This window comes from Anaerofustis stercorihominis DSM 17244 (assembly GCF_000154825.1).
Classification (GTDB): domain Bacteria; phylum Bacillota; class Clostridia; order Eubacteriales; family Anaerofustaceae; genus Anaerofustis; species Anaerofustis stercorihominis.
On the sequence record NZ_DS560015.1, the window covers coordinates 357,031 to 381,155 of the forward strand.

The 24,125-nt window shown below is 36.5% G+C and carries 23 protein-coding genes; 19 read left to right on the forward strand and 4 right to left on the reverse strand.

The features are described from left to right. Nucleotides 1–95: 95 nt before the first annotated feature. From ANASTE_RS11190 to ANASTE_RS11665, 18 genes are all read left to right on the forward strand, one after another. Complete coding sequence (locus ANASTE_RS11190; RefSeq protein ID WP_007049166.1) at nt 96–983, forward strand: hypothetical protein; 888 nt, start codon at nt 96–98, stop codon at nt 981–983. Between the two features lie 54 nt (nt 984–1,037). Next, nucleotides 1,038–1,853: a hypothetical protein gene (locus ANASTE_RS01730; protein WP_007049167.1), complete on the forward strand. Its 816-nt coding sequence runs from the start codon at nt 1,038–1,040 to the stop codon at nt 1,851–1,853. Nucleotides 1,854–1,871: 18 nt separating this feature from the next. After that, nucleotides 1,872–2,219, forward strand: a complete 348-nt coding sequence (locus ANASTE_RS01735; protein ID WP_007049168.1) for a hypothetical protein — start codon at nt 1,872–1,874, stop codon at nt 2,217–2,219. A 47-nt stretch (nt 2,220–2,266) separates the two neighbouring features. Next, a complete protein-coding gene (locus ANASTE_RS01740) occupies nt 2,267–2,872 on the forward strand; it encodes a hypothetical protein (protein ID WP_039944598.1) in 606 nt (201 codons plus the stop codon). Next, nucleotides 2,872–4,887, forward strand: a complete 2,016-nt coding sequence (locus tag ANASTE_RS01745; protein WP_007049170.1) for a hypothetical protein — start codon at nt 2,872–2,874, stop codon at nt 4,885–4,887. The genes ANASTE_RS01740 and ANASTE_RS01745 overlap by 1 nt, the downstream gene beginning before the upstream one ends. 9 nt (nt 4,888–4,896) lie before the next feature. Beyond that, complete coding sequence (locus tag ANASTE_RS01750; RefSeq protein ID WP_039944600.1) at nt 4,897–5,301, forward strand: hypothetical protein; 405 nt, start codon at nt 4,897–4,899, stop codon at nt 5,299–5,301. Nucleotides 5,302–5,310: 9 nt separating this feature from the next. Next, nucleotides 5,311–6,141, forward strand: a complete 831-nt coding sequence (locus ANASTE_RS01755; protein ID WP_007049172.1) for a hypothetical protein — start codon at nt 5,311–5,313, stop codon at nt 6,139–6,141. Nucleotides 6,142–6,153: 12 nt separating this feature from the next. Beyond that, nucleotides 6,154–6,858 carry a hypothetical protein gene (locus ANASTE_RS01760; protein WP_007049173.1) on the forward strand — a complete coding sequence of 235 codons (705 nt, stop codon included), beginning with the start codon at nt 6,154–6,156 and terminating at the stop codon, nt 6,856–6,858. 99 nt (nt 6,859–6,957) lie between these two features. Continuing rightward, a complete protein-coding gene (locus tag ANASTE_RS11860; RefSeq protein WP_007049174.1) occupies nt 6,958–7,134 on the forward strand; it encodes a ribbon-helix-helix domain-containing protein in 177 nt (58 codons plus the stop codon). Nucleotides 7,135–7,255: 121 nt separating this feature from the next. Beyond that, on the forward strand, nt 7,256–7,480 hold the full coding sequence (locus tag ANASTE_RS01765) for a hypothetical protein (RefSeq protein WP_007049175.1): 225 nt from the start codon (nt 7,256–7,258) through the stop codon (nt 7,478–7,480). A 1-nt stretch (nt 7,481) separates the two neighbouring features. Then, nucleotides 7,482–8,195 (forward strand): BRO-N domain-containing protein, encoded by a 714-nt coding sequence (locus ANASTE_RS01770; protein ID WP_007049176.1) that lies wholly within the window; start codon nt 7,482–7,484, stop codon nt 8,193–8,195. A gap of 45 nt (nt 8,196–8,240) precedes the next feature. Then, the gene (locus ANASTE_RS01775) at nt 8,241–16,574 is read left to right on the forward strand and encodes an LPD38 domain-containing protein (protein ID WP_007049177.1); all 8,334 of its coding nucleotides are present in this window, start codon (nt 8,241–8,243) and stop codon (nt 16,572–16,574) included. A gap of 16 nt (nt 16,575–16,590) precedes the next feature. Continuing rightward, entirely contained in the window at nt 16,591–16,917 is a 327-nt protein-coding gene (locus ANASTE_RS01780; protein ID WP_007049178.1) for a hypothetical protein, read from the forward strand. Nucleotides 16,918–16,932: 15 nt separating this feature from the next. Next, nucleotides 16,933–18,051: a hypothetical protein gene (locus ANASTE_RS01785; RefSeq protein ID WP_007049179.1), complete on the forward strand. Its 1,119-nt coding sequence runs from the start codon at nt 16,933–16,935 to the stop codon at nt 18,049–18,051. Nucleotides 18,052–18,056: 5 nt separating this feature from the next. After that, complete coding sequence (locus ANASTE_RS01790; RefSeq protein WP_007049180.1) at nt 18,057–18,449, forward strand: DUF2977 domain-containing protein; 393 nt, start codon at nt 18,057–18,059, stop codon at nt 18,447–18,449. Nucleotides 18,450–18,596: 147 nt separating this feature from the next. After that, nucleotides 18,597–18,944 (forward strand): hypothetical protein, encoded by a 348-nt coding sequence (locus tag ANASTE_RS01795; protein ID WP_007049181.1) that lies wholly within the window; start codon nt 18,597–18,599, stop codon nt 18,942–18,944. After that, nucleotides 18,934–19,836 carry an N-acetylmuramoyl-L-alanine amidase family protein gene (locus ANASTE_RS11195; RefSeq protein WP_007049182.1) on the forward strand — a complete coding sequence of 301 codons (903 nt, stop codon included), beginning with the start codon at nt 18,934–18,936 and terminating at the stop codon, nt 19,834–19,836. Before ANASTE_RS01795 ends, ANASTE_RS11195 begins: the two co-directional genes overlap by 11 nt. Before the next feature lie 11 nt (nt 19,837–19,847). Continuing rightward, the gene (locus ANASTE_RS11665; RefSeq protein ID WP_007049183.1) at nt 19,848–20,213 is read left to right on the forward strand and encodes a phage holin; all 366 of its coding nucleotides are present in this window, start codon (nt 19,848–19,850) and stop codon (nt 20,211–20,213) included. Nucleotides 20,214–20,247: 34 nt separating this feature from the next. Here the strand turns inward: ANASTE_RS11665 and ANASTE_RS11865 are convergent, their stop codons facing one another. Beyond that, a complete protein-coding gene (locus ANASTE_RS11865; RefSeq protein ID WP_007049184.1) occupies nt 20,248–20,421 on the reverse strand; it encodes a hypothetical protein in 174 nt (57 codons plus the stop codon). 486 nt (nt 20,422–20,907) lie between these two features. Here ANASTE_RS11865 and ANASTE_RS01810 point away from each other — a divergent pair, with 486 nt between their 5' ends. Then, nucleotides 20,908–21,258 (forward strand): sigma factor-like helix-turn-helix DNA-binding protein, encoded by a 351-nt coding sequence (locus ANASTE_RS01810; protein ID WP_007049186.1) that lies wholly within the window; start codon nt 20,908–20,910, stop codon nt 21,256–21,258. A gap of 116 nt (nt 21,259–21,374) precedes the next feature. Here the strand turns inward: ANASTE_RS01810 and ANASTE_RS01815 are convergent, their stop codons facing one another. From ANASTE_RS01815 to ANASTE_RS01825, 3 genes are all read right to left on the reverse strand, one after another. After that, nucleotides 21,375–22,532: an iron-containing alcohol dehydrogenase gene (locus ANASTE_RS01815; RefSeq protein ID WP_007049187.1), complete on the reverse strand. Its 1,158-nt coding sequence runs from the start codon at nt 22,530–22,532 to the stop codon at nt 21,375–21,377. A 62-nt stretch (nt 22,533–22,594) separates the two neighbouring features. Next, nucleotides 22,595–23,773, reverse strand: coding sequence for an extracellular solute-binding protein (locus ANASTE_RS01820; protein ID WP_007049188.1), 1,179 nt, complete (start codon nt 23,771–23,773; stop codon nt 22,595–22,597). Next, nucleotides 23,754–24,023, reverse strand: coding sequence for a sporulation transcriptional regulator SpoIIID (locus ANASTE_RS01825; protein ID WP_039944603.1), 270 nt, complete (start codon nt 24,021–24,023; stop codon nt 23,754–23,756). Before ANASTE_RS01825 ends, ANASTE_RS01820 begins: the two co-directional genes overlap by 20 nt. Nucleotides 24,024–24,125: the final 102 nt, after the last annotated feature.

Sequence of the window (24,125 nt, forward strand, 5' to 3'; positions counted from 1 at the left end):
TAAAACGGGAGTGTCGACGGACGATAAGCGGGACAGTCACCGAACTTAGAACGGTATAAACAGTCAGACAAGACTTTAAAAAGGGAGAAGTAAATATGTTTTATGATGATGAATTTAATAAAGAAGAATTAAACGAAGATTTGGAAGAAGAGATATCTGAAGACGAGGAAAGTGAAGACGTTTTTGAAGAAGAGACGGAAGATGAAGACTCTGAAGACGAAGATATTTTTGAAGAGGAAGAAGAAGACAGCGAAGAGGATAACGAGAACAACGAGAATGAGAGTTCAAATGATTTTCAGAGGATAATCGACAGAAGGATAGCAAGAGAGAGAAGCAAAAACGAAAAGAAGCTGGCGGAATACGAACCTTTGTTGCATACGATAAAAGAAGCGTACGGAATAGAGGGAGATATGAGCGTAAGCGAGATAAACGAAAAGCTGAAATCTTTTTATGAAGAAAACGGTCAGTCGATTTCAGATTATAAGCCGAGAGAAAACAAAAGAGACGCGGAGATACTTGCCGAAGCGGAAGCGAGGGATATAATAGAGGCGGGGAACGATGAACTCCTCGAAGAATATAACAGGCTTAGGAACAGAGGGGACCTTAATTACCGAGAACAGATAGTATTTAATAAGCTCGAAGGGGAACTTGCCATAAAGGGAGCGGAGATAGAGCTTTCAAAAAGCGGTAAGGACCCTAAGATACTAAGAGATAAAGACTTCATGGATTTTGCCGGCAGATACAGGAACGACATAAGTATTTTGGATATATATAACGATTATGAGAGATTTTTCGGCAGAGAAGAAGAGGCTGAGAAAAAAGGATACAAACCTGCGGGAAGCGTAAAAGACAATAAGAAAGACAATAAGGGAATAAAAGATTTTTATACACCGGATGAAGTGGACGAGCTTACGGATGAGGATTTCGATAAATATCCGGAACTACTCGATATAGTAAATCGTTCGATGGAAAAATGGAAATAAAAATATAAGATACCTGTGAGGGTATTTTTTTAATGAAAGAGAGGAAAAGAAAAAATGAGTTATAACAATTTTAAACCACTTATATGGAGTAAGAATATTTTAAGGGATTTAGAGAAGATGACGGTACTTGATAAAGACTGTTGTCATGACTTCGACGGAGAAGTCAAAGAAGGCGGAAAAGTAAAGATATTGGGTGTTACTAGACCGACGATCAAAGATTATGACGGGACGGATATAGACGGTCCCGAAAATCCACCTGATACAAGTATTTACATGAATATCGATAAGGCCAAGTACTTCAACTTTGCCATTGACGATATCGATAAAGCACAGACAAAGAAAGGACTTATGAGCTCTCTCAGAGCGGAAGCTACAGCCGGACTTGCTGAGATATACGACTATAGCATTGCAAGCGAAGCGGTAAATGCGGGAAGCAAGACAAATTCCAGTGCAATCGCTACTGCCGACGAACTTAAAAATTTGATAGATAAAAAGCTTGTATGGCTCAGAAATAACGGAGTGCCTTTGACACAAAGAGTGGTCATCGAGCTTACTCCATGGGCTTATGATGTATTTGAAAATAAAATCATAGAACTAAAAACTCAAAACGATAAACTGATAAAACAAGGTATCTTGGGGCAGTACAAAAATGCTTATGTAAAAATGAGCAACAACTTATATAACGACGGAAAAGACGATTATTTAATGCTTAGAACTGACAGAGCTATTGCGGCGGCAAAACAGATAGATAAAGTGGAACCTTACAGACCCGAAAAGAGATTTGCGGAAGCGGTAAAAGGGCTTATGGTATACGGAACAAAGACTGTAAGACCGAAAGAGCTCGGAGTAATAAAAGCTCACGAAGCGTAAAAAAGGAGGAGAAGAAAGATGGCAGCAACAAATATTGAATGTGTAAAGATAAAGAGGAACGAAGCGGGCGGATATCCCGAATTACAGGCTATAGATGAAACTAACGGGGCTTTGATAGACTACAGAGAAGCGGACCAAAAGATACTTATAATATTGAGTGCGGGGGCGGCTTCAAAAGTTACGGTACACGGAGGAAACGGAGTGCAGGGAACAGATGAAGCGACTTTTGAATTTGATATGCAAAGCGGAGATACTAATACTCTGGTACTGGAAAGCGGTATGTATATGGATGTAAAAGAGAACAAAGGGAAAGTTAAGATAACCACGGACGGGACAGTGTCAATAGGTGCTATCGCACTTCCTTAAATATAAGGGGCTTTACGCCCCTTTTTCTTTTTATGGGAGAAAAAATAATGAGTATACAAAGTATAAAAGAGATAAAAAAATATATACTTGCCTTGGTGGAAGAATATTCAACGACGAATATGTATACTTCCGATGATGAGGATATAAACAAGAAACTGCTTCCGCTTATACATATGCAGTATATATACCTTGCAAATCAGGAAGGATTAAAAAGAAAAAAGGTAATAAACGTAGCTGACAATACCTCGAATGAGAAGGAATATACGCCTTATTCTCTCGGTAGTTCATGTTCAAAGCTTCTTGGTGTCAGGGTAATAGATTCAAAGACGAACGAGATAGAATATTATTATTTAAATAAGAGGCTTTATATAAGAAATGACTTTTACGGAGTGATAGAAGCGGAATACAGGATATATGCCGAGGATCTAACCGAGATAGACGAAAAGGATATAAATGATACGGAGCTTGATTTGAGTCAGGACACGGTAATGGCGTTATGTTATTTGGTTGCGGGAGATATATTAAAGACCGACGTAAGTGCGAATTACAGTGCTTTCGATACAAAAGCACAGCAGTATATCGGAGCATTGGATATAAGTAAGAGCGATATAATCGGAGTAGTAAGACCTATGGGATTTGGTGGAGGTCTGTAATGGCAAACATCATAACGAAGACTTACGGAGAAATAAGAGGTGTGGACTTCTCAAGAGAAGCAAGGAACGTAAAGGAAAACCGTTCCCCGGATATGGTCAACATGTGGAAGGATTACAATGATGACAGTCAGTGTATAGTTACAAGAGAAGGGTACAGGTTAGTAGCGGATGTATCGGACTTAATAGAAGGCGAGACCTCGGATAAAGAAGTGTACGGTATACATGTTTATACTACTTCGGGAAGCAGTAAGGCCTTATTGCATGCGGGAAATAAGCTCTATCTATGGAAAGAATTCCCAAGCAATTTACAAACCGAGGGTTTGGTCCCTATAGCGGAAGGAATGGGAACTGTCAGGTCAAGCAGTTTCATGTATAATGATAACTTATATTTAAATGACGGGGTAACTTATTATAAATATAACGGTAAAGAACTTATCGATATAACGAATATAGCGAGGATAGATGAACAGGTCCTAAGTATAAATAAAGATGTAAGAGAGAGCGGTTTGGATATACCTTATATCCCAACGACCACCATAGCGAGGATACCCGGCGGCGGCGGAGATACATATCAAAATGTAAATTTGCTTACGCCTTGGAGAAAAAATTCTTTTTTGGGCGACGGGACCGCAAAAGAATACTCATTGGATACTACCGATTTGACTACCGACAGCATTGATTATATAAAAGTATGGATAAATGATGAATATATAGACAGTGAAAGTAATTATAAAGTCGTAAGTGTAAATAAAAAGACCGGGACTGTGACTTTTAATAATGCTCCGTCTAAACCTGCGACTATAGGACAGGACAATGTTGTGATAATGTTCTATAAAAAGATAGAAGGTTATAAGGACAGGATAAACGAATGTACTATGAATACCGTATTTGATAACAGGGCTTTTTTCAGCGGTAATGGTACATATAAAAACGGACTATTTCACAGCGAACTTAATGACCCCGAATATATATCCGACCTTGGATATTATCAGGACGGAACTGATAATGAAGCTATTACTTCAATTGTAGTCGGAGGAAGTGTCCTTTGGGTGTTCAAAGACGGAAGAGAAGGAGGCAACAATCTATTTTATCATATACCGACAAATCAAAACTTGACTGTAACGACTTTTGCGGGAAAGACGGAAACCAAAATAACAAAAACTTATCCTTCAAAACAGGGTAAGTGCAGCAGCGGTACTTTCGGGTGCGGGATAAACTTTTTAGATGATATTTGCTTTCTTTCAAAAGAAGGTATGTTCGGACTTCAGTATTCGGATCTAAACAGCGATATTTACTCAATGGATTTCGTTTGTTCTCGTTCAAGGCTTATCAATCCGAGACTGGTAAGCGAGAAGAATCTTCTTAAAGCGAGTGTCGATATATATAAAGGATATTTATGTTTGCTGATAGACGGGAGTATGTATTTGGCCGACAGTAGGTGTACTTACAGCTCAAATAACGGGTATGAGTATGAATGGTATTATTTCAGCGATTTAAGGGTAATCAAAGGAGATAAAATAAATAACGGTGTTTATTTAAAATCATTCGATAATCGGTTATTCTTTGGTACTTCGGGAGGAGAAGTATGTGTGTTTGATGAGGATATGTATAAGGATAACGGTGAAGGACTTAAAAATTATATAACTCTCAAATCGGATAATTTCGGCAATATCAATCATTTGAAGACGACATCCAAACGAGGCGGTATAGCAAAATTCAAAGTCATGGGAAACAGCGGTGCGAACATATATGTAAGGACGAACAAAACCAAGGAATTCGGCTTGGTATCAAGCTACAGAAACGAAGGGTTTTCATTCCAAGGATTTAATTTCGGTAATGTCAGTTTCTTACTTAATCAGGATAATAATTATCAGGTAGTCAAAAGCAAACAAAAGAAATTCAATGAGCTTCAGGTGATGATAAAAGGAGAGAGTGAAGACGGGAAAGAAGATAAGCCTTTCGGATTTTTCTCATTGACCTTCGAAGCATTTGAAGGAAGCTATATAAAAAGGTAGGTGATACATATGGCTATAGAAAATATAACAGAATTCAATGAAGACGTAATAAATATAGAGCCTCTCGGTGATACGCCCAAAATATCGGGATTGGAGCTTAGAAAGACGTTTGACAAGGCGGGAGCGGATATAAAAGAATATATAAATAATTCCCTTGTATCAAAAGTGAACGATGAGATCATAAAAGACGTGAACAGCAATACAAGCAGTATTTCTTCCATAAACACAAGCATAACGAATATGAATAATACTTTGAATACAGTGAATACATCTGTTTTGAAAGTATTTACTTCGGAGTCGGGTTCAAGCGTAAATACGACTCCGAAGATAGTATTTTCAAAGACCGTTCCGACTACTGCGAGCACGAATTACGGTTCCAAGCTTCCCGTAGGTTCCGTTGTATTCGTATATTAGGAGAAAGTTATGGCTGCAAGCGGAAGGATAACGGGAAAATACAGCAATAACAGTGATGTATATATATCTCTTGAATGGGAATTAAAGAGTCAGGATAAGGAAGCGAACAAAAGTGTTATTCACTGCGAGTTATGGCTTAGAGGAAAAGACAGCTACAGACACTGGAATTTTAACAGTAATACAAAGTTTATAATAGTAGATGGGAATAAAAAGACGAATACCTCCACTTCTTTCGATACAAATAAAAATCCGTGTAAATTAATGCAAGGTGATTTTACCGTAAAGCATAACAGTGATGGAAGCGGGAGTTTTAAAGTTTCGGCGAAGCATTACAGCGGTGTAAAGCTTGGGACTGCGACGATATCCGGTAAAAGTTTTAATATTACACAAATAAAAAGGATTTCTAAATTAAACAGTATATCAATAAGCGGAGAGTACAACGGGATAAAAGCTTCATATACTAAATATAATACAAAATTTACCGATAATCTGGTAATAAAGTGCGGGAGTTTTACAAAGACGGTAAAGGGGTATAAATCCGGAAGTCTCGTATCGTTTTCTTCAAGTGAAAAGGAAAGCATAAAAAAAGTTATAGGAACAGGGAAAAGCGTTACTTTCACTTGCTATTTGCAGACTTACAGCGGTTCTACGTATGTAGGCAAAAGCAATACGTTAAGCAAGACGGGAGAAGTGACTCAGGAGGTCATACCTAAGATATACATAAAGACGGGTACGAGTTCGATAAGTAAAATAAAAAGTATATACATAAAGACCGATACAAGCAGTATCATAAAGGTAAAAAGCGTATATATAAAACCAAGCGGGATAAATAAAGTTTAGAAAGGAGAGAAAATGGCAAATCCATACAGCGGGTTAAGTAAACTTGCTAACAGTCAATATAAAAGCAGTAATGCAGCGGTAGATAAGTATTATAATTCGGCAAAGAACAATATGAATGCGTCTACCGAACAAACCATAAAAGAATTTAACCAGCAGAAAGTGAAAGCGGATCAAGGAGCTACCTTGGAAGGCAGAGCGGCAAACGCGGATTATTTGAAAAGCATAAATCCTTACGGGGCTTCGGCGGAAGCACAGGCAAGCGGAGGACTTCTGGGAAGCGGATACAGCGAAAGCAGTAAGACTGCAAATTATAACTCCATGCAAAACAGAGTGTCACAGGCAAGGAGCACGGCTGAAGAAGCAAAGATGAATTATGACAATCAGATAGCACAGGCAAGGAATGCAAAAAATGCACAGATGGCGGAGCTTGCTTACAATACAATGACGACAAGGAGCAACAACCTTAACAATTTGCTTGGTAACAGGGTAAATATTGCCTCAGGAGTGAGCAATCATTCCATAAACAAAGGGCAGTTGGATTTAGCGAAAAAAGAATTAGCTTTCAATATGAAACAGGCAAAAAAAGATAACGCCTCTGCGGGCAGTTCTTCGAGAAAATCAAGCAGTTCGGGCTCTAAGAGAAGCGGTTCGGGGAATAAAGCTTCTTCAAAGAAGAGTACCGGAAAAGCTAAAAGCAATAAAAAAGAAATAAAATAATAAGCCGGCAGGGGCGTAAAAAATATTAGAATATCTCTTGACTTTTGGCAGACTTTAGTATATAATTAAGTCAGACATAAGGAAGGAGGTAAATGTATATTGTCTACTAAAATAGGTAGACCAACTGATAATCCTAAAGATAAAGAACGTTTGACTGTAAGGTTAGATAAAAAAAGTTCTGATATTTTAAATGAATATTGTAAACAGGAAAACGTTAATAAAGGGCAAGCAATAAGAAATGGGATAAAAAAGTTGGAAGCCGATATAAAAAAATAAGAGAAAAGGCTGTAGTTTGGCGACCGCACCTAATCTCTTATGAACCAGAGGTTACCCTACTGATAAATATATTATATCAGATACGGATACCTCAATCAATAAATTTAGGAGGTATTTTTTAATGAAAGAATATAAAAATATAATGGAACTATACTATAAGTCACTAGATAAGAAAGATTATCATAAATTATATGAAAAGTATATAGATCCGGAATTTGACAAGATAATGAAAAGTAAAAGCTTTAGTGATGTTGACGAATGTGCGGGAAGCCTGGCTGCAAATGCTGAGATGTTAGGCTTTGTAATGGGTTTTAAATATGCAACGGATTTATGGAAGGAATGCTAATATGAACGAAATAAAGATATTTGAAAACAGTGAGTTTGGAAGAGTAAGAAGTTTAATGATAGATAACGAGCCTTATTTTGTGGGAAAAGATGTAGCGGAGATATTGGGGTATGCAAAACCGCTTAATGCACTTGCTAATCATATTGATGAATATGACTCCCTGAAACAGGGACTCATTGACAGCATGGGAAGAACACAAGAAACAATCTTCATTAACGAATCTGGTCTTTACAGTCTTATTCTTTCTAGTAAGTTACCGTCAGCAAAGAAATTCAAACGCTGGGTAACGAGCGAGGTACTGCCCAGCATAAGAAAGACAGGAGAGTATAAGACAACGGAACCGATAAAGGAAATGCTTGCGGAGGCAAAGCTTAGGAATGCGAGGGCGAGGGAAGCTTCCATATGGCTTAAAATCGGTCAGAATATTAAGTCCGAGGATTACAGGCAAATATGTTCTTCCTATGCGAGCGAGGCTTTGGCAGGCTCTGCGGTAATCCCGCTTCCTGAAGTTCGGGAAACATATTATACAGCAACGCAGTTAGGAGATATGCTGGGTATATCGGCTAACAGAATAGGAAGGATAGCAAACGAGCATAAACTGAAGACATCTAGGTTTGGTAAATGGTATCACGATAAGGGAAAAAACAGCAGTAAAGAAGTAGATGTATTCAGATATAATTCAGAAGGTTTGGAGCAAATAAAAAAATATATATAAACGAAGAAGAGCGTATGCTCTTCTTTTTATTTGGGAGTGGATATCATGGCTAGAAAGAGAAAAGAGAAATCGTGGTCTGAAAAATTAAATCAAGCGGGATACGGAAGTTCAAACAATCTCAGTCAAAATCAAAGGAGCCTTACAAAAGAAGGAAAGGCTAAAGCAAATAGTAATAAAAGCAAGTCGGGAGAAAAGGTAAAGAGTGCATATAAAAACACGGGGATAAACCCTTATTCTCCGCCGTCAAGCGTAAGCAGCGGGTCCACGGCGGCAAGAGCGGCGACCACGGGAAGCAACAAGAGGAATGCAGAGAAAAACAAAGTATATACTTCTCATGTGACGGATAAATTTAAAAACAAAGTAAATCCGACACATAGTAATATAAATACGAAGGATATAAATATAAATCCTTACGGGAAATTCACAAAAGAAAATACTACTAATAATTACAGGGTAAATGTAGTTAAGAATGAAGAAGAAGTTGATAAAAATAAAAATGAAAATAACACTGTAAAGAGTGAAACAATAGATAAGGTGATGAAAAATGTAAAGAACCCTTACGGGAAGTTTACAAAAGAAAACACCACCGGCAACACAGCGAATATAGAAGAAAACAAGAAGATAACGAGCAATGTAAATAAAGGTCCAAAAGCTCCCATAAATAAGGCAGTAAAACAAATAAGAGAAGAAAATAAAAGACCTAAAGATATTTTAAATCCTTATGATTATTCTGCGACAGCAAACACAAAAGGAACGATAAACGAAGTTAGCAAGGCGGGGATAAAAAATACCAAAGAAGCAGTAAAAGCAAGAGAAGCGAGAGCAGACGCACTTGTATTCAAAAGCAGTGAAGAGAAGCAAAAAGAGGTACAATCTCAGATAAACAAAACAGGCATAAAAGTAAATTATGAGCCGAGTGAAAAGGTATTAAACCTATATAGATCGGGAAAAGAAAAAGATGCACAAGCATTGATGCAGAAGGAATACAGCAAGGCATATTCCAAAGAACTGGCAAAGATAGCGGCAAAAGGTAAAGCGATAAAAACCGACGGAAGCAATGCGGGAGCATACTACGATAAAAATCCCGTAACGGCGATACTTAAAAGCGGAGGTAATCAGTCTCAGGCTTTTAATGCTATGAGCGAAGACGAAAAGAACATGGCTTATGCAGTGCTTGCGACGCAAGGAAGAGACGCAGCGGCAAAATATCTTGAAAATTACCGTTCTACGGCGGTATTTGAAAAAGCGGGACAAGATTATAAGCAATTCCAGGAAAGCAATCCAAATGTACTCGACTATGCTCTCAAAGCAGTCAAGGGCGGATTTAACAGAGCTATGGAAGGAACGGCACAAATGGCTTCCAAAATGGGAGGAAACGACAATATCCTTGACAGCGGAGCAAGCGTAATGGAATCTAATTTGTATAATCAGTATCTTAATGGGTTTGTAGATAAAAACGGTAACGTCATAAAATACGATACCGATGAAAAGGGAAATCTGACTGAGAAGGGTAAAGAAGAATTAGAGAAGAACAAGAACAAAGTAGGGGCTTTCGCTTATGCTGCGGCGGAAAACATAGGTTCTATGGTTCCGACTATTGCCATGGGTATGGCAGGAGGAGGAACGATAGGTCTCGGGACTATGTTTACTTCCGCTTACGGCAACAGCTATAAAGACCAGATCGGGAACGGTGTGGACGTAGACACAGCGGATAAGTATGCAACGAGAGACGCATTATCGGAAGTCCTTACTGAGAAATTTCTCGGCGGTCTTCCCATTGTAGGTAACGCAGGAGGAAGTTTTTCCAAACATATACTTAAAGGTCTCGGTAAAGTATCGAGTAATCTTGCAGAAAACAAGGTCATAAGAGAGCTTATAAAAGGGACTATAGATGAAGGGATGGAAGAATGGATACAAGCGGGAGTATTGAGTCCTTTAAACGACAGGTTTACTCTCGGAGATAAGAACGCAAAGATAGATTTACTTTCTCCCGAAGCCTTGGAAAGTGCTTTGCTGGGTTCCGTGGTAGGGGGTATATTCGGGACTGTAGGCAGTACGAGAGTAATAAAGACCAGAAACAGCGTAGAGTCGAATGTAAATAACCTTGTAAACATGTCACGGAATTCAAATATCATAGAAGGCATAACCAATGCCAAGGAGCTTGCGGACAATATAAAATTAAGCGGGATAGAAGAGAGTATCGGAGCAAAAGAAGGGACTTTTAGGGAGCTTTATTCAAAGACGGAGCTCAGTAATATATTCGGGAAAGAAAACGCAAGCGAGTATATGAGCGAAACAGACAGTATAAAGGATATTTCAGCACCCGAAAAGGCAAAGAACAAGATATCCGAATACAGGCAGGCCATAAGGGACGTGAGGGCTTATAAAGAGGGGAAAATAAATAATGAAGGTATAAGCAGTGATACGAACAGCATCGTAAAAAGAGACGTATCGGAGCATACGAGAGAAGAGACAACAAAAAGGCTTATCCGGTACGAAAACTCGGCGGATGTAAATTTCAATAATTATATCTCGGAAGTAATGAACGGAAGGGTGGAGAATGCTTCATACAGAGTTTCCCCGAGCAGTGAAGAGACAAGAAGAGATATAAACAGCCTTACGGGGATAGACACTCAGAATGCGGAATTTACAATGAGACCGAGCTTTCTTAAAGAAATAGTGAATGCGGACAACGGGATAGAAAACTCGGATATAGCGAAGCTGAATTATATATTAAACGATTATGACAGTATAGAAAGAGGGGATAATCCTTCTTACGGAGTTACTCCTTTGGTGATAAAGAAAACCGTAGGCGACAGCATATATACCGCGGAAGTTATACCGGATAACACTGCGGGAAGCAAGGGGCTTAGCGTAGTAAACTTATCAAAGGAAGTAAGAGAAACGAAACCCGTTTTGGAAAGGGAAAACTTAACTGCAGAAGAAAGCATAGAGACCTTGGAAAAACAGGGGGACGTGGATAATAAAGAGCTTTTGAAGGTTATAAAAGCACAGCAGAAACAGATAGAGGATCTGAATAGAAAGCTGGATAAAAATTATGAAAAAGAAGAACAAAATTTAGAAGATAATAATATTAATAATAAATTTTTGAACTTATCTAAAAATTTTATAAACAATGTAAAAAAAGTGCTTCATAAAAAATATCCAAGCAGTGATATGTTAAGGGTCTTTAAGCATACACCTGATATACTTTTAGATAATAATGTTGATGATTTACCTGTGCTCATTCCTCAAAGCATAATTAAGAATTGTGAAGATAGCGGATTAAAAGAAGTTGGACATAATGAGCATAGGATAACTGTAGAAACCTTATTGGAAAGTTTGGACGATCTAAATAAAACAAGCGAAGTATACCAATATCATAAGATAAAAAAAGAAGACGGAACATATACAAAATATGGAGAAAATCATTTTGCTTTTTTTGTTGATAAAAAAGATAGCAAAAACAGACCAATAATGATTGCAATGACAATAAATAAAAACGGTAGATATCTTGGTATAGATATAAAATCCAATAATGTAAATACAGCATTTGGTGTAAGCGGATTTAATAATTATATAGAAAATAGACTTAAAAGTGGAGAGTTTACTAAACTAACTAAAAAAGGAGAAACAAACTTACCTAAAGGGGAAAGGGGTCAATTCCCTAACCGCAATAAGAAGAATGCTTCTCCTGTTAATAATATTATATCACAAAACGGCGAACTTGATACCAAAAAGAATAAAAATTTAATAAACGACACGACCGAAGCTGAAAGGTTTTTTGATGAAAACAACAAAGAAATCAGACAGCAAAAGGGATATGACGAAGAACTGTTCAGCGAAAAAGGGCAGGAGTTTAACGAGGAAAACGCAGAGAAGTACAAAGTGCCGATAGATTATATCGACAGCATCAACGAAATCTCAAAGAAGGTCGGTGTAGAAGTCAGGTTCAGACGTTTACAGGCTAAGGATACGGGGAATGTAATAGAGGGGATGTATAAAAACGGAGTTATATATCTTGACCCCGAAAGCAAGATAAAAATCAACACCATATTCAAACATGAGCTTACTCACTATTTGAAAAACGGAAGCAAGGGAGAATATGAAAGGCTTGAGAAATTTGTACTGAGGAGCATATATTCAAATACCGAAGCGAGAGAAGCACTTGAAAGCAGGATAGACTTATACATGAAAGAAGTGGAAGGCTTCAGCAGGGAAGACGCTAAGGAAGAAGTGCTATCGGACTTTGTAAGCGAGTATTTATTTACGGATAAAGAAAACGATATGGTAATAAAGCTTGCGAGAGAAGAAACTTCTTTATTTACAAGGATAAGAGACTTCTTTAAAATGCTTAAAAATACATTTGTTAAATACAAAGGCAGCAGAGAAGCAAGAACGGCGGGAAAAGTTCAAAACAGGATAATAAAAGCCGAACAGATGTATAAAAGGATATATGATAATGTTGTCAAAAACGGAGTGGATACCGATATTGAGGAACATGTGAAGTATCATGTGAGCAGGAATTTTGAAAGTGATATTGAAACAATAATTAACAATCTATCAAAAGAAAAAAAATCATTAATAAAAGCCAGAGATTTCACACCTAGAATTCTAGTTGAAGCAGGTATGCCCAATTATCCTATGTATATGGGAAGGAAGCATATATTTACAACAATTTTGACAAAGCAACAAGCAAAACAAATAGGTTTTCCAGTTAATCAAAGATACCATTATCATGGATTAGGTAAAAAGGGATTGATAGATGTTATTGACAGTATGGATAATCCTAAAGATGTGTATAGGTATATAGATAATTCGGGAGCAAGATATGACAGTAATAATTTTATTATTGATACAGGATTGGTAGATAAAAATAACAGCCCAATAATAGTAACGGCAAAAATAGTTCCCGAAGAAAGTAAAATTATTGTCGATGATTATAATATGATAACCAGTGCATACGGGAAAAATAATTTTTCAACATTTATTAATACATTAATAAATAAAGGATATGTTGAAAAAATCAATAATAAAGAAAGAGTTACTACCGGAAATTCAACACCGGTGGTCAATGCCCCGCTTGTTGACCCTAATAGCAACTCTTCCAAAGATATTATATCACAAAAACCAATAAAAAAAGAAAGAGTTGTATCAACGAAACAAACCGAGCCATCAAAGGGTTCGCAGATTGTTGTCAATAGCAACTCTTCCAATAACATTATACCACAAAACAAAAAAAATGATACGGAAAAGCATAAACTTTCCTATGCAAATGAAGCTTTGGCAGAAGAGATACCAAACTCATTCGAAATAGCGAAGTCTAGAGCCGGGAAGGTAACATTTAAGAAGCTTCCTTTAAAGAAGGATCTTGACAATATGGCGACCAAGCAGAGCGTAATGGGCGCGGACAAGATATTAAGCAAGCAAAAGGGAGCCAAGCATCAGATAGCAGCATTAAAGCAGAACCTTATAAACGACGGATACGCAGTGGAAAAGCTCGGGAAGAGCCTGCGTAACGAAAGGATGAAGAATTATTATAATTCCGTTTTACATGCGGGCAAGGCAGCGGAATTTAATATAGGTAAATATCAAGTAAATCATGAAGGCAAAAGGGTAGGAAAGAGCTTAAGAGAGATATTCGAACCTATAAGAGACAGTTCGGATTTTACGTATTATATGCTTCACAGACTCAATATAGACAGGTGGAAGACGAATAAGCCTATAGACGAAAAGACGAGCAGAGAAAAATCCGAGATGATGATAAAAAGATACGAAGCTTCTCACCCGGAATATATAAAGGCAGCCAAAGAAGTATATAATTATATAAAAAATGAAATGCAGTATAAAGTCGACAGCGGGCTTATAGATAAGGCTACTAAAGACTATTTGGAAGAACTTTATCCGAATTATATCCCTGTGGAGCAAATAGACCCTTACGGGTTCAGAGGCACCAAGACAAGACACAGGCTGAGCATAAACAAGCCTATAAAAGAGGCGGAAGGTTTCAGCGGGTTTGAGAACATAACGGATATAGATAAAGCTCTTGTAAGAATGACAATGGGAACGACAAAGAATGCAAAAATAAATATGCTTCTGAGCGAATTTTATAAGGAAGCCAAAAAGGGACTTACAAAAGGGGAAGTAGACATAAGGAAGGTGGAAGATATAAGTATAGAAGACCTGTCGGATATGTACGACGATAACCTTACCGTTTTAGACCCGGGAGAAGTCGTCTTTTACGATAATGGTAAGAAAGTGACTTTGGGAGTAAACAATCCGATGTTGTTCGAGTCTCTCACAAGACTAAACTCTTATAAAAATAGCTCGGTATTCGACAATATATTTGCGGACGGACTTAATAAAGCAATGAATGTATTTAAAAAGTCGGTAACGGCATGGGACCCTACCTTTGCCATAAGGAACTTCTTTAAAGATATAGGAGACGCACTCCTTTATGCTCCCGATTTTAAGGCATTCGTCAAGCAGTATCCTACTGCTGTGAAAGAGATCGTGAAAGGGATATGGGGAGGCGGAAGTGAATTATGGGACTTATATCAGTCTCAGGGCGGACTTCAGGAGACATACTGGGGAGACGACAGTTTTGATATAAAAGACAGAAAAGGTATCAAAGCGGGGCTTAAGGTATTCGATCTTGTAGAACAGGCGAATGTACTTATAGAACAGGCTCCGAGATTTACGGAGTTCATCGACCAAGTAAGAAAAGGCGGGACGAGCTATGAAAATCTTACAAAAGCGATGTACAGGGCGGATGATATAACCGTCAATTTCAACAGAGGCGGAAAGGTTGTTAAAATAGCCAACAGATATTTCGTTCCTTTCTTCAACCCTGCCGTACAGGGGGGAGACAAGCTTATAAGGTCGCTTTTGGAACAGCCTAACGGAAAAGCGTTAGCCGGATTTATGTTTAAAGGGATAAGCCTAGGGATAAGCGTAATGGCAATGAACGGACTTATCAAATTCATACAGGACAGAGATGAGGACGAGGAAGAAAAGAAAAAGAGAGACAAGGCTTATTCTCAGCTTAACGACTATGTAAAGAACAGTTATTATTTATTCTATATGGGTGACGGAAAATATTTAAGGATACCGAAGGGAAGAGCGGTGTCGGCCATAGGGATACTGACGAACGATATTTACAGAAAAGCTGCAAAGGGCGAAGATGTAAGCTTCCTTTCTTCCGAAGGGACCTTTGGACAGATGTGGGAACAAATAAGCCCGCTTCCGAGCGGTACTTTGATTTCGCCTATAACAGACGCAATGAACAACAAGAATTATTACGGCGGACAGTTAGTTTCCGACTCTATGCAAAAGAGAAAACCGAGCGAGCAGTACGACGAAAACACGGATGTGATTTCAAAAAAAATAGGTCAAATAACGAATATATCTCCGAAGAAGATAAATTACGTATTAAAGCAGTATTCCGGAGTGGGAGGTAGGTTACTTCTTCCTTTTGCCACTCCGAGCGGTTTGGTGGGAAAAGACAATGCGGTAGAAGGGACTTTCAAAAACCTTACCAAGTCATTTATAAGCGATACCGCATACAGCAATAATATAAGCTCTAAGTATTACGATGTACTTAACGATTTGGATCAGAGGATATCCGCAGAGTATGACAAAGGAAACAAGACTTATACTCCGGCTAAAGTCGTGAAATGGTATGTAAGCAATGTAAGCGAGGATTTAAATGCTTTATACGGGAAAAAGAAAGCAGTACTCGAAGAAGACTTGACTAATGCTGAAAAGGTAATGAAGCAGAGGAAAATACAGCTTAAGATAAACAAGCTTCAGGAGGAAAGCACACAAAACATATTAAAGGTAGAAGAAGAACTGAACAAAATATACAAGAAAAAAGTTAAGAAAGATAAAGAGGCAAGACTTTATTCCACGGACCTTGCAAAGGCACTTTATAAGACTGTAGGCGGAGAAAAAGGGGGTAAGGAGGCTATAAGAGTACTTAACTATAAAGATGACGAGGCGACGAAACACAGCGTCAAGATGAAGAAGTCGGGAGTAAGTTATAAAAAGCAGGCGAAGTATTATATTTATTACAATGATATAAAGTACAAAAAAAGCAAGTATACAGGGTGGAAAAAAGAACAGCTAATAAAAAAGGCAAAGACACTGGATATCCCTGTTTCAGCACAGATGATGCTGATATATTCGACTGCTACGGGATTTGGGAGTAATTATAGTATAAGAAACGAATTCGGATACGGAAGAGATGAATCAAGGAATAAAGTTTATAATTACCTTATTGAAAACAAAAGCTTAAGCAAAAAAGAAAAGATAAAGATGTTTGAGTATATGGGATATGAGGTAGTAAAAGAAAACGGGAAGTATTATGCGTGCTGGTAAGGAGGCGTAGAACAAAATGTCAATTAAATATGGTAATACGGGGTATTTGGTATTTACCGTGAGTGATAAAAGCACTTTCGACCTAAGTCTAGTCGATAAAGTGCTTTTTACTTTCGGAGAAGGAAGTAAGCAGATAATAAAAGAGTATCCGACAGAAGTCGAGTTATATAACGGGAGAAGTTTTCTCGTCAGATTTTCTCAGGAGGATACTTACAGGTTCAAGGAAGGAGACAGTATAGAGTATGATGTGAAGTTTATATTTAAGACGGGGGATGTCGTTTCTTCCGAAATAGGGGAAGTGGAAATAGAAGAAGTGGTAAACAAAAAGACTTATGAAGTATAAAAGGAGAGGAAAAAAGTGGCAATAGAAATTACTGTGGATACTCCTGTATTAAAAGGAGAAAAAGGAGATAAGGGAGATACCGGGAGTTTTGATTACGGACATTTGGAAGATATCGTAATAGAACATCTTGATGGCAGGTTCAGCGATGTAGACGCTGATTTGGCTTTAAAGGTAGATATAGACAATGATAAAGACCTTGTAGATAAGGATATTATCACCGGTTTAGCAGGGCTTGAAGGCTGGATAGGTAATACCGTAATCATAACGAACGAAGAAGGTAAAAACGAAACAAAAGAAAAGAACTTGGTAAATGTTTTAGAAACGAAAGTTGATGATGACAAATTAAATATTAAGTTCGAAGTATTGGAAACGGAACTAAAGAATAAATTAGACGGCGAACTGGAATTATCAAAAAGCGGTGATATGAGAAGAAGTGTTTATGATCCCGACGGAGACAATATAGTCGATATAGCAAAACAGGCAGATAATGCGGATACGGTAAACAACCTTACTGTAGAAACTGCGGTACCGGAAAATGCGGTATTTACCGATACTACATATAATGAAGTAAGCATAACAGAAGCGGGGCTTATGAGCTCTTACGATAAGATGAAGCTTGACGGGGTAGCAAGAGGGGCTACGAGAGTAGAAGTAATAGACGGTCTTGATAGTATTGATGTTAATAAAGCATTGTCTGCCAAACAGGGAAAAGTTTTAAAGTCAGATATTAATAATATTAATAACCATATTTCTATCCTTGAAAGCGAACAAAAAATATTATGGTCGGGCGGTTCATATATGGGTGACGGCGTAGTTGTTGGATTTTCTGAAAAGATAAACGAACAGAAGAACGGAATAGTTCTGATATGGTCGGAATACGACAGCGAACCTCAAAACAGCGGATTTCATTATTTCTACATTCCGAAAAAAAATTATGAGGGAAATCAGCAAAGCGGACATAGTATAGATATGTTTTTGAGTAATGCGACATTTTCAACACCGGCAGGGAAAAGATTACTTATAACAAATACCGCACTTACAGGCAGTGTTTTAAACACATCAACAGGGACATCTGTGTCGGGAATAAAATATTATAACAATAAATATGTGTTACGTGCGGTACTGGGGGTATAAAATAAATGAAAATACAAATTGATGAAAATAATTACATTATGGGATATGCCACTGTCGGTGAAATAACAGAGGGTATAGATGTTGAATACGATGAAGCGGTTTTTGAATATGGTTTTGCATTTTATAAATATGAAAATGGAAAAATCATATTTGACGAAGATAAATATAATCAGTGTATAGAAAACGAAGAAAAACAAAGACAGAAAGAAGAGCTTCAGATACAGATAGAAGAGGTTGAAGAATGGCTTAAGAATTACGATAAGGAGTATGCTGCATATGAAAGATGTAAACGCTTGGGTATTATCTATGACGGAGATATAGAAACTTTGAATGCACAAGCAGCGGAAAAACAAAATCAGTGTAATGGATTAAAAAATCAGCTAAAATCGTTAAATTAATATGTTGATTTATGGTGTATAAATACTAATGAGGAAATAAAAAACCGCTTAAAACGGCTCTGAGGAGGCGTTTTTTTAGTGTTTTTCCTTTATTTAAAGGGTTTCGGCTCTTTTTTTAATATTTAAGAAAGGGGGTACATATATGAGATGACACCGCAAAGTACGATAGATCTATCGCTTTTGCTGTCGCTGTTTACAATAATATTCGTCGGGCTTACATATTACAGAAATTCCAAAAAAGATACATCTGCGGATTTAAAAGAGCAGATGAAAGTAAGTGTAAAACTGGATACTATCTGTAATACGACGAATGAGACAAGAAGCGATATAAAGAGTATAAATAAGCAGCTTACGGATTTGATGGAAACTCAGATACTGCAGGGGCAGGAACTTAAGACCATGTGGAGACGGGTGGACGAACATTCGGAGAAACTTAGTGAACATGAAGACAAGATAATTAAATTGGAAAAGGAGAATTGCAAGAATGTTAAGTAAGAAACAATACACCGCTTCACTAAAATGGCTGGATTTCAGTGTGGGCGGATTTCAAAAAGAATATGGACTTGTAGCAGACAAGATATATGGAAAGAAGACAGACGCAAAGTTACAAGAAGTAGTTAAGAGTTATAAAAAGAAATTAAGTAAATTAACAGGCATTAAGGTAGATAACAATGCTTTAGTGGGTAAGGGAACAAAGAATGCGACAAAGAAAGCTCAAAAGATGTATAAACTTACGGTAGACGGGATTTGCGGAAAAAAAACAAGAGCTAAAACAGACAGCGAATATAAAAAGAAGTTTGGCACCTCTTCTTCAAAACCCGGTACATCTTCTAAAAGCAATAAATACAGTAAATACCTAATATGTATAAATCCCGGACATGGGGCCAGTGACCCTGGGGCTTGCAGATATGAGAAGAAAAAATTAGTAGCAAAAGAAAAAGATATGGCTTTGTCTACGGCAAAATATTTAAACGGATATTTAAAAGACGCGGGTTTCAAAACGATGATGACCAGAACGGGGGACAGTGAAATAACTCTTGTTCAAAGGGCAAACAAGGCAAATAAAGCAAAAGCTACGTTATATATATCAATTCATTTTAACGCAGGCGGAGGAGACGGACTGGAACTTATAGTAAATCCGGGGTCGGATAAAGGATATAAGCTTGCAAAATGTCTTAAAGCTTCAATTACAAAGGGAACGGGACAGAATTTCAGAAGATACATAAAAAGGGGTGATTATGACGTAAGGGGAACAAATATGCCCGCTGTGATCATAGAAGGCGCATTTATGGATAATACAAAAGATTTCAGTTTGATTTCCACTGCCGAAAAGAGAAAGAAACTGGCTAAATCATATTGTGACGGGATAAAAAAATATTTTGATTAAGGAGAACATAAATGAATATTATAATAGAAAAATTAAAAGAGAGATTAAATTTAACAGTAGTGTTTCAGCTTATTTTAGCTGTGTTTACACCAATACTTGCATATGCGGGAATTACGGCAGAAAGTCTTACGAGCTGGAAATCACTCGGAGATTTGATATTAATGGCGCTGGGAAATCCTTATGTCCTTTGCTTGGTAGTTGTCAGTGTATATCAAACAATGAACGATCCTACGGAGGCGACGGTAGAATTTGCAAATAATGGTATTAAAGCAGAGGTTGAGAATGATTTGTATGAAGATGATATAGATGTTGATGTCATGGATGATAATGAAAAAGATACGGCTGAATTTGTTTATAATGATAAAGATTTAATATAGAAAGGAGGAGCTGAGGCTCCTCTCTTTTTGATGTTTATTTGTTTTTTAATGTATCTATCGCGATTTGTAAGAACTGCGATTTAGATAAATTATTATCTTCACAATAAGCGTTTATTTCTTCAAATAAATCAGGTTTAACTCTGCACGCAAATTGTTTATATGCTTTTTTGTTATACTTTGCTTTTACTTGCCATGATGTGTTTGACATATTATTCACCCTTTCTACTTTTAATCGCCTTTATCAGTGCAAGAATGGCGATTATTAATGCTATAACAGATATTATTGTTATTAATGTTTTCATTTGACTTTTTAAAATGATTGATTTATAATAATTATACAATTTAATCCCCGTTAGGGGAGGGGAATTACTTCCCCTTGTTTTTAGCCACTGAGTAATTGATTATCGCGGTTACGAGATTAATTATTGCTGTGGCTATTATTATGTATTCAATCATTTTTCTTCTCCTTTCCTTTTATTATTTCCTCCTTTCTATGATTATAGTATATCATACTCATATGAGTATGTCAATATTTTTATCATAATAATTTAAAAATTGAAGAAAAATAAGGATTTAAACTCATTTTTTTTATGAAAAAATAGAAAAAACTTGCCAAAATATGGAAAAATATTAAGAAAAGTAGTATAATATAGTTGTATATTGGCTTTATGTTTAACCCTTTAGGAGGGTAAACATGAAAGAAAAAGATTATAGACTATTTGAAAAAAAATTGAGAGAGGTGTGTTCATTAAGATCAAGGATCGATTATTTATCTTTAAGAAATGAAAATAATAATGAAATAAAAAAAGCTAAAAGTGAAATTGAATTTTTAGAATTTGCATTGACACATTTGAATAAATCAGAACAGGAAATAATAAAGGGTATATATTTTGAAGATAGGTCGCTTTCGGATATGTCTTTAAAATTAGGATACAGTGCTTCTTACTGTTCAAGGTTAAAAGTAAATGCGGTAAAAAAATTAATGAATATCATGGATATTGATAACACAAAAGAAAAAGATGGTTCCGGTCATTATTTTTGTTAGATATTTGTTAGATTTTAAAGTATTTTAAGCGGTACTTAAAAGTACTGAAAAGCCTTTGAATAAAGGGAAAGCGGTTGTTGATAGGGTAAAAAAAGAAGACCTAAGTCTTCTTTTTTTTATAAAGACATCTTATAAATTTTCAACATATCTTCTTTATATAAAGGTTTATATGCGGTTTCTATTTTATCTATCTTAGATGTCATTTCTTCAAGATGAGTTTCGTCTATACCAACTTCTTTAAGAGTCATAGGTATATCCAGACTTTCAAAGAATTTATATGTATTTTCTATAGCTTCTTTTGCAATTTCTTCTTTTTCCTTATGAGGAGAAATCCCCCAAACGTTCATTCCATATTCCACAAATCTGTCCAAGGTATCTTCGTTTAATACATATTCCATCCATCTCGGAGTAAGTATTGCAAGCCCGACACCGTGAGTTATATCATAATAAGCACTAAGTTCGTGTTCCATAGGGTGAACACACCATTCAACTTCATTTCCCGCTTTTAAAAGTCCATTTATTGCCCATGAAGAAGCCCACATCAAATTTGCTCTCGCTTCATAGTTTTCAGGGTCGTTATATGCGATAGGTCCGTATTTGATACAAGTCTTTAGAAGTGCTTCCGCAATCCTTGACTGCATAAATCCTTCTTTTACATTTGAAAAATAGCTTTCGAATATATGTGACATTATATCAGCTGTACCTGCGGCTGTTTGTTTTTTAGGTACGGAGAAAGTATAGCTCGGATCCATTATAGAAGCCTTCGGCTTTAATAAATCACAGCCTACTCCGACTTTCATATTCGTCTTCATATCGCTTATAACTGCGAATGGGTCCATTTCCGAGCCTGTAGCTGCAAGTGTTAGGATAGATACTATAGGTAAAGGTTCTTTTATTTTACTTGGGTCGATCACGAGTTCCCATGCATCTAGGTCGCTTTTTGCGGCTGCCGCGATCATCTTTGCACAGTCTATACTGCTTCCTCCGCCCGCTGCTAGAACTACGTCTATATCATTTTCTTTGCATATTTTACTTCCGTTTCTTACCGATTCTATCCTAGGGTTTGGGTCTACTCCGGAAAGTTCGAATACCTCAATGTCATTTGTTTTACATAAGCTCATGATTTCATCATAAAGTCCGCTTCTTTTAATGCTTCCGCCTCCGTAAACGAGAAGTACTTTATTTCCGCAGTCTTTTAATACTTCGGGCAGATGTTTGATTTGACCTTTCCCGAAATATACGTTGGTAGGTAAGTAGAAATTAAAATTATTCATATACGTTCTCCTTAAAGTTTATTTATATATATTTTAACTCATATAAACGTTTAAATCAAACTTTACTTAAATATATCTTTTACTTTTCCCCAAATATCTTTCCTGTTCATGACAAAACCGTTATCCTCGGTAGAATAATAGCTTGTTAAATTTATAAACTTATTTAAATGAGGGTATTTTAAATCCTTTTTTATGTAGTTTACATGAAACAAGGGCACTTTTCCTTGAATATTTAATATATTCATTCCTTCATTTTGATAAATGGATTCAATAAAATCCTGAAGAACTGCCTTTTTTGAATCGTCTTTTGTGTTCATTAAGTAATAACTTTTTACTCCGCTTACAAAATTTACCTGTTGTTCATTGTATGGATAAGGGTACACTGCATAGTCAAAGCTGTTTTCTTTGTTTTTAGTCCTGATAAGATAGTTTACATCGGTCAAGTCTCCTGCATATATCATAGTTTTGCTGTTGTATAAATCATAATGTACGCTTTCTTCGCTTTTTTTCTTGCTTAAGCACTTATATCCTTTTAATTCCTTTTTTAAGTTCTCAAGCTTAGAATAATTCATGTTTGAATAACCGCTGTCCAATATGAAGTTCATATAAGCATAGCTGTCTTTATTTACCACCATATCGAAAGGTATTTTTTCTTTCTTTGTATCTTTCTTTTTTATTTCTTTGATTGTTTTTATAAGGGAATTATAGCTCCAGTTTTCTTCCGGAAGGTTTATGCCCATTTCTTTAAAAGCTGTTTTATTAACTATTATAACGTTAAAAGAACCGTAGACAGGGAATATACATCTTTCTTCGTCTTCCGCTATCTTAGGTATTGTGTAGGTGGTTTTCATTTTATTTACGAATTCTTTATCGTACATTATATTATCTGTCTTTGTTATATTGTTTTCGATGTATTTGCTCATTATGTCCGGGTGGTTTTTGCTTACCGCTTTTTCGTTTGCGAGTTTGCTTGCTCCGTCAAAACTAAGTTCTCTAAGCTCTATCTGAAGCAGTGAATTATCGTCTTCGAATTTCTCCACTACGTTCTTGATAAATCCAAAGTTGCTTCCTATGACTGTTCTTGAGGGATTATCCCAAAGTGTTATCATTCCCTGATATGCTTTTGTAGTTTCTTTGTTTATAAATCTGCTTATGTAGAAATCTCTTATAAAAAATTTATAAGAAAGTAAAAAGGCAATCAATAATAAAGCAGATATAAACCTAACTTTCTTCCTTTTCATGTCTTAATTCCTTATACTTTTCCTTAGTAGCTATCCCGCCTCTGATATGTCTTAATTTTTTGTTGGTTTCGATTATATCCCTAACTTTTAAATATAGCTCATGGTCTACTTTTTCAAGCCTTTTTGATAAGTCGTTATGTACGGTGCTTTTGCTTACTTTAAATACACTCGCACACTTTCGTATGGTGGACTCCTCTTTAACTATATACTCGGCTTCTCTAATAACTCTTTGTTTAATATTTTCTAACATATTCATTTCCTCACTTAATTTAAAGATATGTGTTTTAAGTAAAGTTATGAATGGAAAATTAATAAATAAACTTATAAAGTAAGTTCCGTATTGCGATTTGTA

Excerpts from the sequence above, each read along its gene's own strand:
- ANASTE_RS11190 (WP_007049166.1), top strand. The coding sequence starts at position 96 with ATGTTTTATGATGATGAATTTAATAAAGAAGAATTAAACGAAGATTTG.
- ANASTE_RS01730 (WP_007049167.1), top strand. The coding sequence starts at position 1,038 with ATGAGTTATAACAATTTTAAACCACTTATATGGAGTAAGAATATTTTA.
- ANASTE_RS01735 (WP_007049168.1), top strand. The coding sequence starts at position 1,872 with ATGGCAGCAACAAATATTGAATGTGTAAAGATAAAGAGGAACGAAGCG.
- ANASTE_RS01740 (WP_039944598.1), top strand. The coding sequence starts at position 2,267 with ATGAGTATACAAAGTATAAAAGAGATAAAAAAATATATACTTGCCTTG.
- ANASTE_RS01745 (WP_007049170.1), top strand. The coding sequence starts at position 2,872 with ATGGCAAACATCATAACGAAGACTTACGGAGAAATAAGAGGTGTGGAC.
- ANASTE_RS01750 (WP_039944600.1), top strand. The coding sequence starts at position 4,897 with ATGGCTATAGAAAATATAACAGAATTCAATGAAGACGTAATAAATATA.
- ANASTE_RS01755 (WP_007049172.1), top strand. The coding sequence starts at position 5,311 with ATGGCTGCAAGCGGAAGGATAACGGGAAAATACAGCAATAACAGTGAT.
- ANASTE_RS01760 (WP_007049173.1), top strand. The coding sequence starts at position 6,154 with ATGGCAAATCCATACAGCGGGTTAAGTAAACTTGCTAACAGTCAATAT.
- ANASTE_RS01765 (WP_007049175.1), top strand. The coding sequence starts at position 7,256 with ATGAAAGAATATAAAAATATAATGGAACTATACTATAAGTCACTAGAT.
- ANASTE_RS01770 (WP_007049176.1), top strand. The coding sequence starts at position 7,482 with ATGAACGAAATAAAGATATTTGAAAACAGTGAGTTTGGAAGAGTAAGA.
- ANASTE_RS01775 (WP_007049177.1), top strand. The coding sequence starts at position 8,241 with ATGGCTAGAAAGAGAAAAGAGAAATCGTGGTCTGAAAAATTAAATCAA.
- ANASTE_RS01780 (WP_007049178.1), top strand. The coding sequence starts at position 16,591 with ATGTCAATTAAATATGGTAATACGGGGTATTTGGTATTTACCGTGAGT.
- ANASTE_RS01790 (WP_007049180.1), top strand. The coding sequence starts at position 18,057 with ATGAAAATACAAATTGATGAAAATAATTACATTATGGGATATGCCACT.
- ANASTE_RS01795 (WP_007049181.1), top strand. The coding sequence starts at position 18,597 with ATGACACCGCAAAGTACGATAGATCTATCGCTTTTGCTGTCGCTGTTT.
- ANASTE_RS11195 (WP_007049182.1), top strand. The coding sequence starts at position 18,934 with ATGTTAAGTAAGAAACAATACACCGCTTCACTAAAATGGCTGGATTTC.
- ANASTE_RS11665 (WP_007049183.1), top strand. The coding sequence starts at position 19,848 with ATGAATATTATAATAGAAAAATTAAAAGAGAGATTAAATTTAACAGTA.
- ANASTE_RS11865 (WP_007049184.1), bottom strand. The coding sequence starts at position 20,421 with ATGTCAAACACATCATGGCAAGTAAAAGCAAAGTATAACAAAAAAGCA.
- ANASTE_RS01810 (WP_007049186.1), top strand. The coding sequence starts at position 20,908 with ATGAAAGAAAAAGATTATAGACTATTTGAAAAAAAATTGAGAGAGGTG.
- ANASTE_RS01815 (WP_007049187.1), bottom strand. The coding sequence starts at position 22,532 with ATGAATAATTTTAATTTCTACTTACCTACCAACGTATATTTCGGGAAA.
- ANASTE_RS01820 (WP_007049188.1), bottom strand. The coding sequence starts at position 23,773 with ATGAAAAGGAAGAAAGTTAGGTTTATATCTGCTTTATTATTGATTGCC.
- ANASTE_RS01825 (WP_039944603.1), bottom strand. The coding sequence starts at position 24,023 with ATGTTAGAAAATATTAAACAAAGAGTTATTAGAGAAGCCGAGTATATA.